9 protein-coding genes are annotated in these 12,835 nt (G+C 52.4%); 5 read left to right on the forward strand and 4 right to left on the reverse strand.

All coding sequences use genetic code 11. The annotated features are described in order from the left end of the window. Nucleotides 1-184 precede the first annotated feature (184 nt). Nucleotides 185-2,845, reverse strand: coding sequence for a lamin tail domain-containing protein (locus I0P70_RS16530; protein ID WP_230392252.1), 2,661 nt, complete (start codon nucleotides 2,843-2,845; stop codon nucleotides 185-187). 328 nt (nucleotides 2,846-3,173) lie between these two features. Here I0P70_RS16530 and I0P70_RS16535 point away from each other — a divergent pair, with 328 nt between their 5' ends. Next, nucleotides 3,174-4,163, forward strand: a complete 990-nt coding sequence (locus tag I0P70_RS16535; protein ID WP_196120116.1) for an aspartate-semialdehyde dehydrogenase — start codon at nucleotides 3,174-3,176, stop codon at nucleotides 4,161-4,163. A 200-nt stretch (nucleotides 4,164-4,363) separates the two neighbouring features. After that, nucleotides 4,364-4,906: a GNAT family N-acetyltransferase gene (locus I0P70_RS16540; RefSeq protein ID WP_196120119.1), complete on the forward strand. Its 543-nt coding sequence runs from the start codon at nucleotides 4,364-4,366 to the stop codon at nucleotides 4,904-4,906. 48 nt (nucleotides 4,907-4,954) lie between these two features. Here the strand turns inward: I0P70_RS16540 and I0P70_RS16545 are convergent, their stop codons facing one another. The 3 genes from I0P70_RS16545 to I0P70_RS16555 all read right to left on the reverse strand — a co-directional run bounded on the left by I0P70_RS16545 (nucleotide 4,955) and on the right by I0P70_RS16555 (nucleotide 8,137). Beyond that, nucleotides 4,955-6,097 (reverse strand): FAD-dependent monooxygenase, encoded by a 1,143-nt coding sequence (locus I0P70_RS16545; RefSeq protein WP_196120121.1) that lies wholly within the window; start codon nucleotides 6,095-6,097, stop codon nucleotides 4,955-4,957. Nucleotides 6,098-6,165: 68 nt separating this feature from the next. Beyond that, nucleotides 6,166-7,248: a lysylphosphatidylglycerol synthase transmembrane domain-containing protein gene (locus tag I0P70_RS16550; protein ID WP_007654689.1), complete on the reverse strand. Its 1,083-nt coding sequence runs from the start codon at nucleotides 7,246-7,248 to the stop codon at nucleotides 6,166-6,168. Between the two features lie 118 nt (nucleotides 7,249-7,366). Further along, nucleotides 7,367-8,137: a ScpA family protein gene (locus I0P70_RS16555; RefSeq protein ID WP_370583241.1), complete on the reverse strand. Its 771-nt coding sequence runs from the start codon at nucleotides 8,135-8,137 to the stop codon at nucleotides 7,367-7,369. Nucleotides 8,138-8,524: 387 nt separating this feature from the next. Between I0P70_RS16555 and dxs the strand changes: the two genes are divergently transcribed. From dxs to I0P70_RS16570, 3 genes are all read left to right on the forward strand, one after another. Then, entirely contained in the window at nucleotides 8,525-10,441 is a 1,917-nt protein-coding gene (gene dxs, locus I0P70_RS16560) for a 1-deoxy-D-xylulose-5-phosphate synthase (RefSeq protein ID WP_196120123.1), read from the forward strand. A 431-nt stretch (nucleotides 10,442-10,872) separates the two neighbouring features. After that, complete coding sequence (locus I0P70_RS16565) at nucleotides 10,873-11,652, forward strand: alpha/beta fold hydrolase (protein WP_196120125.1); 780 nt, start codon at nucleotides 10,873-10,875, stop codon at nucleotides 11,650-11,652. Beyond that, nucleotides 11,645-12,820, forward strand: a complete 1,176-nt coding sequence (locus I0P70_RS16570) for a nitrate/nitrite transporter (protein ID WP_196120127.1) — start codon at nucleotides 11,645-11,647, stop codon at nucleotides 12,818-12,820. The genes I0P70_RS16565 and I0P70_RS16570 overlap by 8 nt, the downstream gene beginning before the upstream one ends. Nucleotides 12,821-12,835: the final 15 nt, after the last annotated feature.

Genomic DNA, 12,835 nt, shown 5'->3' on the forward strand with positions numbered 1-12,835 from the left:
AACATACTTAGCCACCTTCTAAAAAAGTTAGTTTAAGAAGTTTGAATGGGAGTATTTCCTTGTTACTAGCTGAGGTTATACTTAGCAACGACTCGAATAGCCTGATTCGGATAATGTCGCGTCCTGTCCTTACAAATGACTAACTTTTGGTTTTCTCTCTCCTAGACCCCAGACTCTTAAACTTTCATAACCTCCCTCCTATTACCACCCGCTCCTTGTGCACGCTCTTCTGCCCATCCAGCCCGAAGAGCTCGATGTAGAACAAGTAATAGCCGATAGCGGCTTTAGTGCCGTCCTGTCGGGTGCCGTCCCAGCGGAAGAAGCCTGTGGAGGCTAGCAGTTCGTTGCGCACCAGCTTGCGTATTTCCCGCCCCTGTGCGTCAAAGACGGTGATATTGGCCACAAAGCCTGTTTGGTCAGTACTATAGTTGACAGTAGTAAAATCTTCATACCCATCGTCATCCGGTGAGAAAACCCTGGGCTCAATGGTGAACATACGCTGTGCCGCTATACCTGGCTGTGACTGCGAGTTGAGGTAGCCGGGCGTAGCACCCAGTGAAGTGGCAGCTGAATGAAAGTTGTCCGCTGAGGTTGGACTGTCCAGCCGGATGCGCTCCAGTGAAATGCCGTTGCGGTCGTCGATCAGGCTAAAGTGCATGCGCTCACTGTAGTCGAAGCGGTCTGCGATGCGGCTATCTGGCTGCAGAAGCACCACAGATCCGGCCGCGTCGGGATAAGTGGGCAGCGACACCATCCTAAGGAAAGTTTCTTCACGGGCAGCAGGATAGTTATTTTTGATGTTCTCCGGATTGATGGTGAGCACCACGTAAGCACCCGGCTCCAGCACATGGCTACTCGTTGTGATCACGCGCCGATTGGTAATGCTGTCGTTGCTAACGTTAGCCAAGTGCCAGTTTTGCAGGTTGATGAATTTATCGCTGCGATTGACAAGCTCCACAAAGTCTACACCACCCGGCCTTGGGTTGAACAGTACTTCATTAATCACAACATCGCCAGGCACCGGAGCTGAGGGCAGGGCAAAGGTAGCCGTGAGCGGTTGTGAGCTGAGGTTGCCGGCGCAATCGCGTATACCTGTGGCCGTTAAGGTATAGCGCTGCCGCTCCTGCAGCGGGCTGGCCAGTTGCAATACCACCTCTTCAAACAATGGCGAAGCAACCTGCACCCCGGCTATACCTACACCTGCCGGACTCAAGGTATAGCGGCTCACCTCGGCCACCTGCGCACTATCCAGCCGCTCGTTAAAACGCAGCAGGAGCCGGTCGGGTGCCAGTGCTGTCACCCCAAGCAGGACAGGTGGTGTGTTGTCAGGTATAGAGGCAGCTACGGAGTTCGGCTGGGCAGGTGTCCCGCCGCGAGCGTCGGTGGAGGCGATCCAGTTATCTGCTCCAGCGCAGGGATTGGTGACGTCAATCATCTCCAGACTCCAGCCGCCGTTGCGCTTGGCATTGTCGCGGTACCAGGCATCGCTGTAGTTTACAGCGTAAATCAGGCGACCATTTGACTGGCGTAGCTGAAGCAGCTCACCAGTATTGTTAAGGCTCGGGAAATTGCTGATGCCAATTGTGCGGCCGTATTGCGTAAAGTTGGCTACCTGTGTGTTGGGTACGACTACCGCATACTCGCCAGGCTGCAGTAGCGTGTTAGGTAGTGTGGTGGTAGAAGTGGCATCGGAGTAGCGTATACCTTGTAGGTTGAGCACCTTCTCGGTCGGGTTATGCAGCTCGATATACTCCACGGCAGGCAGCCCGGTGGCAGGCGTTTCCCGGGCCATGATCTCGGTGATCAGCAGTTCGTTATACCCGGGCAGCACAGGCGGCAGCGCATACTGGAAAGTTAGCTCCACCGGACCCGGCAAAGTGTTGCCATACAGGTCAGCTACACCTGCCACCGCAATCGTGTTGGCCCCGTTCCGAAGTGACTGCGCAAATGTGAGCAGCACGGTCCCGCTTTCTGTAAGTTCAGCCGATGTTGGTTTGGCGCTACCGTTCAAGGTATAGTTTGCTGTGTTTTGGGCAGCGGCAGGATCAAGCGGCTCGTTAAAGCGTAACTCCAGCGACTGTGTGCTCAGTGGCTGAGCGCTCTCCAATACGGGTGGGATGGTATCGGTGATCCGAAAATCATCAAAATAAAAGCGCTGACTGTTGGCTGAGCTATACCTGACCAGCACCCCGAAGTAAGCGGATCGTCTGTGTGTAGCATCTGTTACGGAGCCTTGGCTTCTGTAGCTTTGGCCTGTTCCGGTCACGTCTATTTCCAACTGCCAGGTATAGTCGAGGCTTCGCGTTACCCGCACCCGCACGATATTATTAGAGGTCGCCACAGTTTTATCCTCGCCGTTGATGATGATAACAGCCGGTTTACCAGCGTCTTTCCGGAAGAGGCTCACTTCGTCGGGCGTACCTCCAATGCGCACAAAATAGCCGTTCGCATCAGTAGCTTTGAGATCCTCCTTGTCAGATAGCAGGAAGATGTCGGCATAGTTGCTGGCAGAAGTTGCCAGGCGCAGGTTGGCCCAAAACTCCCAAACAGTACCCACCGCCGCCTGAGAGGGCGTGGCCAGGTATAGCACAGTGCCCGTCACCGCCGGCCCACTGCTTTGCAATTGATTTTGGGGATTCACAATGAAGTCATTCACATTGCCAGTCCAGGTGGGGTTTTGGGTGAAGTTGCCATCAGAGAAGTCATCCAGAAGTTGGGCAGAGCTAAGGTATGGGAACAGAAGCAACAGGCCTGCAATCAGTGCCTTTTGAGCAATTACGGACCTGGTGGCACGAGAAATGAAGTAGCTTAAACCTGCAACCAGCATTAGCACCCATTTTGCCATGCTGAAAGAATTTTGGTTAATAGCCTGGCAGGCTATACAACTTTCGGTTATCTGGTCCACCGCCAACTCTTCATTCAAGAGAAAAAATCCGGATTCAGTATTTACAAATGCTTGGCGTAAAGTTTGTTTCATGCGCAGATATTGTGGTGAAAACTTACGAACTTCGCAGCCGCAAAAGGAACAGCACGGGCAAACATAAAGACACTCACAGGTCTTTGGAGACGCTGTGAGGTCGGGAAAACGGCCGCTTTTGTAAGATGTAGAACTTTTACGCGACCTTGAGGAGTTAGTTAGAGGAACTTAACACATTAACCATATACCCTAAACAATGAAAGTAGCAGTAGTAGGCGCCACCGGATTAGTGGGCGGCGAGATTTTGAAAGTGCTAGCGGAGCGCGACTTCCCGGTAACGGAATTATTGTTGGTTGCTTCTGAAAGATCTGTTGGTAAACAGATGGAGTTTAAGGGTAAACAGATAAAGGTGATCGGGATGCAGGACGCGATCGCGGCTGCTCCGCAAATTGCCATTTTCTCAGCCGGCGGCAGCACCTCTACCGAGTGGGCTCCTAAGTTTGCAGAGGCCGGCATCGTGGTAGTCGACAACTCCTCTGCCTGGCGCATGGACCCTTCCAAGAAGCTGGTAGTACCGGAGATCAATGCAAAAGAACTGACAAAAGAAGATAAGATCATTGCTAACCCTAACTGCTCTACCATTCAGATGGTGGTGGCCCTGAACAAACTGCACGAAGAGCTGAAGGCAAAGCGTATTGTGGTAAGCACCTACCAGTCGGTGACAGGCACAGGCGTGAAGGCGGTGGAGCAGCTCATGAACGAGCGTGCAGGCAAAGAAGGCGAGAAAGCATACCCCTATACCATCGACCTGAACGTGTTACCGCACATCGACGTATTCCAGGACAACGGCTATACCAAAGAGGAGATGAAAATGATCCTCGAAACAAAGAAGATCATGAGCGACGACTCTATCCGCGTAACGGCTACGGCAGTACGTATACCTGTAATGGGCGGTCACTCAGAGTCGGTGAACGTGGAGTTTGAGAAGGATTTCTCACTGGACGAGGTATACCGCATCCTGAACGAAACCGAAGGCGTGAAGGTGGTAGACGATGTAAAGAACCTGCAATACCCAATGCCAAAAGACGCACACGGCAAAGATGAAGTACTCGTAGGCCGTGTTCGCCTGGACGAAACCCAGCCGAGAACGCTAAACATGTGGATCGTAGCGGACAACCTGCGCAAAGGTGCTGCGACCAATGCGGTGCAGATTGCAGAGTATCTGGTGAAGCACGAGTTGGTGTAAGGTCAGTTAACAGAAAACTATAAAAAAGGAAGCTCTTGACGGGGCTTCCTTTTTTATTCTAGCGAACCGGTAAAAAGTGTAACCCAAGAAGAACTTGCTGACTTTTCTATTATCCTGCATTTATGTGCTTCTAATACTCAAATCTCTTGCTAGAACACGTAACTTATGCTTGCATATTTAAGCTCACTGCACCAAAGATCATGAAACTCCAACCTATCCATACCGAAAGGCTCGTGCTGATACCTTTCACGCTTGCGGCAGCCCGTGCACTTTATAGCGGTGACAACGGTGTGCTTACATACCTTGGGTTGCAGATAACTCCTCTTTGGCCTGATCAGGAGAGCATGGATACGTTGCCCAAGATTATCAAAAGACTCGAGCAATTACCTGAACCGACTGGCTTTGAGTCGTGGATGATCGTACTGAAACACAATGCCACTGTAATCGGTGATGCTGGTTTTAAGGGAGGACCGAATCAGGATGGGGCTGTGGACATCGGCTATTCTATCATAGCGCAGGAACAGCAGAAAGGGTATGGGCTGGAAACGGCCAGAGGGTTGGTGGACTGGGCTTTTCAGCAAAATGGAGTGAAAGCGGTGACGGCCAGCTGCCTCTTAGAAAACACGGCCTCTATCCGAATACTCGAAAAACTGGGCATGCAGGAATTGGTCAGAGATGATGAAGTCATTTACTGGAAGCTAGAGAATAAAAGGGCAGGTATACCTGTTGCTACGCTGCAGTAGCAGTTTATCCTTTTCAAAACACAAGGGAAACGATCTCCTAGGTCCTGATCAGAAATCCACGCGATACAAATCCTCCATTTGCCGCTGGGTAATAAACCGGGGCATGGCACGGAAAAGTGTGTTTCGGAGCTTCCCCAATAATGGGTTTCTCCAGTGCGCTACTTCTCCCAGCGTGCGTGAAAGACCGATCACTTTAGCTGTGCGGGCTTTGCGGCGTTTCTCGTAGCGCTTAAGGGCATTGGCCAGCACAGGTTCCTGCTTCAGACATTGGGCCAGTACCACAGCATCCTCTATAGCCTGACAAGCGCCCTGCCCCATGTTGGGCGTAGTGGCGTGCGCCGCATCACCGAGCAAGACTATACGGCCGTATACAAAATGCTTCAGAGGCTTCAGGTCAGCGATGTCGTTCCAGATGAGCTGGTCTTGTGAAGTGGAAGCCAGCACAGCCTCTACAGGCGAATGCACCATCTCGAAGTGACGGGCCAGTTTTTCAGGAGTCATGTGGCGCATCTTTTCATCACGCTGTGGAGCATTGATGCAGGCGTACCAGTAGATATTATCGCCCTGTAGCGGCGCTATACCTACTCTGCCTTCCGGTGCCCAGGTCTCTGCTGATATCATTTTGTTGATCTCTACCCCCGGATTGTCGATCACGGCGCGCCAGCAGGTATAGCCGGCGTAGCGCGGGATGCTGTCAGGTACAAGTTGCTGCCGGACTACCGAGCTGATACCGTCAGCAGCGATCAGCAGATCAGCCGTGGCATGGGTGCCATCGGCGAACATGACCTGCACTTGATCGCCCTTCTGCTCCACCTCTTCGCAACGCTTGCCCAGCACAACGGATTCAGGATGAAGATGACTGAGAAGCACTTCATGCAGGTCGGCGCGGTGTATCACAAAGTTGTTGATACCATACTTGTTGCTCAGGCGGCGGGTGTCCATATTACTGATCTCCTGCCCGTGCTCGTCGAAGATCACCAGTGCATCGAGCTGCTTGCCTCTTGCGACCACATCGTCCACCACACCGAGCCTTTGCAGGCCCTGCATCGCATTGGCGGCAAGCCCTACGCCAGCCCCCAGTCCTCTGAACTTGGGAGCTGCCTCGTACACGGTGGTGTCTATACCTGCCTGCTGCAGCGCAAGTGCCGCACACAGTCCTCCGATTCCACCTCCTATTACTATGGCTTTCATAAATGAGATCTCTTTCTATACCTTATACTGACAGAACAAGAAAAGTGGCTTGTTTGATCCGGCAAGCCCTACTTGGCAGAGGCGTCGTGGTAGCTGACCTCTTCCTCTTCCACAGAAGCGCGTCCAAACACCTTGGCCACCCACTTCGGCAGGAAGATAGAGCCCAGCACCAGGTATGGGTAGTAAGTAATGAGGCGGTAAAGCACCACCACGATGTTGCTGAAGCGGCCCAGGAACAAGCCGAAGAAACTCGGGAAAGCCATCTCCACTATACCTGCCCCACCCGGCGTAATGGCTACCAGCATGACGATCCAGAAGATCAGATTGCGGGAGATGATGAGCATGTGCTCGGCAAAGGTCACATCGGTAAAGGCCGCGATCAGGCAGTTGAGCAGGAAGTAGCGGGCACTCCACACAAAGATGGTCGAGATGATGGCCCGGGCCCAATAGTTGAAATCTTTGCCGCGCAGCTGTTGCGAAGCCCACACAATCTCGTTGCCATGGTGGAAGGCGTTGATGCGCCACTTGCGTAGCAGCTTCCAGCCGGTCAGCTTCAGCAGGATCCACTTGAAAGCACGCGGACGCACAAACAAGGCATAGATCATAATGAAAGTATAGACAGCTATGAGGGTATAGCTGATGTAAAATGCGGTTTTGAGTGCGTTGACATCGGTAGCCGAGAGGCCAAAGTCAGGGAATACTTCACCCTGCGTGGCCAGCAGCGCAATAGGAGCCGCGATGATGAAGAACATGTTGTCAAGCACGGCCGTGAGCATCACGTAGGCCAGCGACTTCCCCAGCGGTATACCTTCTTTGTTGAGCACGATGGTGGCAATAGTGGTACCGCCAACCACCGAGGGGGTAATGGCCGAGGCAAACTCCCAGAGCATGATCACATCGAGACTGTTGCGCCAGGTCAGGAATTTGTCGGTGAGGCTGCGGATGCGGTACATGTAACCCAGGTCGCGGATCACGAGCACGAGCAGGGCTGCGGCCAGCCACCACCAATTGGCTTCGGCTATACCTTTCAAATCACTGAGCTTATCGTCTTTGATGAACAACCAGGCCGTAGCGCCCAAACCCAGCAGTACCGGGATCAGGATCTTGATCGGACTAAAGTTCTTCAGTATGGTCTTTTTATTCTGGTCCATGCAGGCTATCGTAACCCAGCTCTTTGGCGCTTGCTCTTAGCGGCTGACGTGCAAAACTACTTAACTATTCGGCAACTCGGGGGAAACAGTTCGGCTTTTTCGGGATTTTCGGGATTTGCTATTCGAGGATAAGCTGTGTCACCTGAGCTGCCTGTCCCTCGGCTTTGGTAATGATGAAGTCATTGAAGCCATCCCCAACCTCTATACCGATCAGGTTAAGCTGCAGCATGTCCAGGATCGCTAGGAAGTTGAAGATCATGCCGATCTTGTCCGGGAAGGCCGAAATGATCTCTGAAAATGCTATCTGGTTCTTCTCTTCGATGATACGGGTGATATAGTCCCGCTGCTCCTCTATGGTATAAGGATAGGTAAGCACGGTGTGCTTCGGACGGTTCTGCTCCTCTTCGAATCGGTGCATCACTTTGTCGAATACCCGCATCAGTTTGTAAAGGCTCAGGTCCTGCAGTTCGTACTCAAAGTGGTTGGCATTGGCGATCTGCTGCAATTCTTCGTGCACATTGCCACGGTTTTCCTGTGCCAGCCGGAAGTCTTCCATCTGGCCAAGGTCACCAAGCACCGCCTTGTACTTCTTGTACTCTAACAGATGCTGCACAAGTTCCTGGCGCGGGTCAATCTCGTTGCCTTCTTCATCCTTCTCAGTGCGTGGCAGCAGCATTTTAGCCTTGATGCGCATGAGTGTGGCAGCCGTCAATATAAAGTCGCTGGCCACCTCAATGTTGAGCTGTTCGAGCTGCCGCAGGTAGCCCATGAACTCATTGGTAATCTGAAAGATGGGAATATCGTGTATATCCAACTCGTCACGCTCAATGAAGAAGAGCAACAAGTCAAACGGCCCCTCAAACAACGGTAATTTAATTTCGAAACTCACTTCTCTGGCCTTTGGTTAATGCGCTGATCGCTGCAGATGGACAAAAATACTAATTTATTCGGATGAAATAGCAGCGCGAGGACTACGTTATAGAAGCCGTACCTGCATGATTTCCAAACAAAATAAGCTTACACCTGTATAAGTGTAACGTTATCAAGTGGCGCGATTGCTGTTAAGTTCCATCACACGAAATCCTTATTGGCTATCAATCACTTACCACTCTTATCGCATATACCACTGTTGGCTGCCCTGACAGGATAGGGAGGAGAAATAGCAGCTTGTATTCTGAATTTTGCTAACTTTACGTTTTGTCTGGCTAATTGTATTTTTCGCTTTGCAAACTTTTGCCGGAAAAATTTGTTGGAAGTCTATAATAAAGACATTTCTATGATCATCAAACCAGGAGAGCTTCTTGCCTCCATTGACACACCTGCTGACCTGCGCAAAATGAAGCCAGAGCAACTGCTGCAGGTATGCCAGGAGCTAAGGCAATATATCATCGATGTGGTATCGATCCACGGCGGTCATTTTGGGGCCAGCCTTGGGGTGGTGGAACTGACCACAGCACTGCATTACGTGTTCCAGACCCCTTACGATCAACTGGTATGGGATGTGGGGCATCAGGCATACGGGCACAAGATCCTGACCGGCCGTCGCGACAACTTCCACACCAACCGCAAGTATGGCGGACTCTCTGGTTTCCCTAAGCGTAAAGAAAGTGAATACGACACCTTTGGCGTAGGCCACTCGAGCACCTCCATTTCGGCGGCGCTGGGTATGGCTGTCGCCTCACAATACAAAAACGAAGAAGATCGCCAGCACATTGCTGTGATCGGTGATGGCGCCCTGACCGGCGGTATGGCTTTTGAAGCCCTCAATCACGGAGGCGCGACCAATGCCAACCTGCTGGTAGTCCTCAACGACAACTGCATGAGCATTGACCCGAATGTGGGCGCTCTCAAAGAATACTTAACCGACATTACCACCTCCCGCACTTACAATAAGCTGCGCGATGAGCTCTGGAATGTACTAGGCAAGATCAGTAAGTTCGGTCCAAATGCACAGCACATTGCCTCTAAGGTAGAGAGCGGCATTAAGGCTACACTTTCCAAGCAGAGTAACCTGTTCGAAGGTCTGAACTTCCGCTACTTCGGTCCGATCGATGGGCACGACATCAACCACCTCGTGTCGGTGATGGAAGACCTCAAGCGTATACCTGGTCCGAAGATCCTGCATGTGCTTACCACAAAAGGCAAAGGCTTTGCCCTCGCCGAAAAAGACCAGACCAAATGGCATGCGCCGGGTCTGTTCGACAAGATAACGGGTGAGATTTACAAGAAACACCACGATACGCCGCAGCCTCCTAAGTACCAGGACGTTTTTGGTCATACGATGGTAGAACTGGCCGAGCAGAATGACAAAATCATGGGTGTAACGCCTGCGATGCCATCTGGCTGCTCACTCAACATCATGATGAAGGCAATGCCGGATCGTGCCTTTGACGTAGGTATAGCCGAGCAGCATGCAGTAACATTCTCCGCTGGCCTGGCCACGCAGGGCCTGGTGCCGTTCTGCAACATCTACAGCACGTTTATGCAGCGCGGTTACGACCAGGTGGTGCACGATGTGTGCCTCCAGAACCTGCATGTGGTGTTCTGCCTCGACCGTGCTGGCTTCGCCGGTGCTGATGGTCCGACGCACCACGGCGCTTACGACATTGCCTACATGCGCTGTATCCCGAATATGGTGGTAGCTGCCCCTATGAATGAGCAGGAGCTGCGCAACATGATGTACACGGCATCTCAGGAGGGGGCTGGTCCGTTCACGATCCGCTACCCGCGTGGCGAAGGCGTGATGCCAGAGTGGCGCACTCCGCTGGAACTGCAGCAGATCGGCAAAGGCCGCACGGTGCAGGAAGGCGACGAAGTAGCGATCCTGACATTCGGCCACATTGGTAACTATGCCGTGGACGTTTGCCAGAAACTGAGTTACGAAGGCATAAACCCGGGCCATTACGATATGCGCTACTGCAAGCCACTCGACGAGGAGTTGCTGCACCACATCTTCAGCAAGTACAGCAAAGTGATCACTGTGGAAGACGGCTGTCTGCAGGGTGGATTCGGAAGCGCGGTGCTGGAGTTTATGGTCGACAACGGCTATACGGTACAGGTGAAGCGCCTCGGTATACCTGACCAAATCTTCGAGCACGGCTCACAGCTGGAGCTGCACCGCGACGCTGGTTTCGACCCGACTGCGATTGAGAACACTGTTAGAGAGATGATCGGTGTTGCAGTGAAGGTATAAGACTAGACAAAAAAGTTTTTGACGATAAGACAAACCCCGCAGTTCTTCAGGTGCTGCGGGGTTTTTGTTTTAATTCCCCTGTATGGATCAGGTCCGGTTCATTCTAGGGAAATAGGCTCAAAATAAAATGTCATTCTGAAAAGAATCTTGGTTAAAGGGATGGCCCCTACTACCAAGAGTTTAAGCCATTACTACGTGCGAGGGTAGGGGGCCTCTTTACCAAGATCCCTACGGGATGACAAAAAAAGTAGAATGAACCGACCCTGCTGTAGGGACAGGCCGCGACTTGTCCGCAGCATAGCCTAGCTGATGAAACAAGAAATTATCCTTTGCGATATACCTGCCAATCTATACTTTTATACCACCTGAAAACTACTCGTGCATGATTCGGACAGGTCTCGGCCTGTTCCTGCAGATAAACCCCGCAAACTATGACAAAACACGCTACCTATACCGACCACGGCTCCGGCGATCCCATTGTTTTCCTGCATGGCTTCTGCGAGAGCACGGCTGTTTGGGATGATTTTGCAAAGCCATTGCAACAGAAGTTCAGAACTGTGGCGCTGGACCTGCCCGGCTTCGGTAACAATACCCAAGGTATAGCCGACTATAGCATGGGAGGCATGGCTGACTATGTGAAGCAGCAGCTCGAGCAGCTAGGCGTTAAAAAGTGCATCCTGGTGGGTCACTCTATGGGCGGTTATGTGAGTATGGCCTTTGCGGAGAAGTATAGCAACATGCTCAGCGGCCTCTGCCTTTTCCACTCCTCTGCCCTCCCCGACACCGACGAGAAAAAGGAAAACCGCGATAAGACCATTGAATTTGTAGAGAAGCACGGTGTAGAAAAGTTCATGCAGTCTTTCATAGAGCCACTTTTCTATAGCGAGAACCGTGGCCGACTTCAAAAGGAGATTGCGCTGATGAAAGAGATCGGCACCAACACACCGAAGGAGAGCGTGACCGAAGGCCTTGCCGCCATGCGCGACCGAAAAGATAGAACTGAAGTGCTGGCCACGGCTAAATTCCCGGTGTTATTTATCTTTGGCAAAGACGACGGTGCCGTGCCACTCGACAAAGCCCTGGAGCAATGCCACCTGCCTGACAGCAGCATGGTTTACTTCCTCGGCAAAACCGGCCACATGGGCATGTTCGAACGCACCTACGAAACCCGCAAAGCCCTCGAGAAATTCGCTGAAACGATTTATGGGTGAGGTTTTAAAAGCGCCCCCAGCCCGCATCCTTCCTACCATTGTGCTTTCGCAGTTTGCGGGTACTTCACTTTGGTTTGCCGGCAATGCGGTTCTGCCGGAGCTTAAGGCTTCGTTGCAGTTGCAGGACGGTGCTTTGGCGCTGCTGACCTCGGCGGTGCAGCTGGGTTTTATAGCGGGCACGCTGGTATTCGCTTTTCTTTCGCTGGCCGATCGTGTGTCGCCGCGCCTGCTCTTTATGCTGTGTGCTTTGCTGGGAGCTGTTGCCAATGCCTTGGTGGTATTTGCTGCGAAAGACCTTTATGCCGTGCTGTTGCTTCGGGCGCTGACTGGATTTTTATTGGCAGGTATCTACCCTGTCGGAATGAAAATAGCAGCCAGCTGGTATAGCACGGGCCTGGGCAAGGCGATTGGTTACTTAGTGGGTGCTTTAGTGCTTGGGACTGCATTCCCCCACCTGATCCGGGCACTTGGTGCTGAACTGCCCTGGCAGCAGGTCATGTTAGCGATAAGCGCCATGGCTGCTACAGGTGGTTTACTCCTATACCTGTTTGTGCCTGACGGACCGTATCTGAAGAAAGGCGCGACCTTCAAGCTCAGCAACATGCTGCAAGCTTTCCGTGACCGGGCTTTCCTGTCGGCGGCTTTTGGCTACTTCGGTCACATGTGGGAGCTCTATACCTTGTGGGCATTCACGCCGCTGATCCTGGCGCTGGCAATTCCACAACTCAGTCCCGGTGAGGTGTCGGCTTACAGCTTCGCCGTGATTGCGGCCGGGGCAGTAGGCTGTATTGGGGGTGGCTACCTTTCACAGGTATGGGGGAGTGCTCGGGTGGCTTTTGTGCAACTGCTGCTCTCGGGCCTGTGCTGTCTACTTTCGCTGGTAATGCTGCAACTGGATACACCACAACTGCTTATACCATTCCTGCTCTTCTGGGGCATCGTCGTGGCGGGGGATTCGCCGCAGTTCTCAGCTCTTACTGCACAAACCGCCCCTGCGCAACTGGTTGGCACAGCGCTTACCATTGTAGTGGCCATTGGTTTTGCCATAACAGTAATCAGTATTCAACTCACGGGCTTTTTGTTCACGCAATTGCAGTTGCACCATACCTTGGCACTGCTGGCTGTCGGACCGGCACTGGGCTTGCTGGCGCTGCGACGCCTGGTATAACGCACAACGCAACTT

The organism is Pontibacter sp. FD36 (assembly GCF_015686655.1).
Taxonomy (GTDB): Bacteria; Bacteroidota; Bacteroidia; order Cytophagales; family Hymenobacteraceae; genus Pontibacter.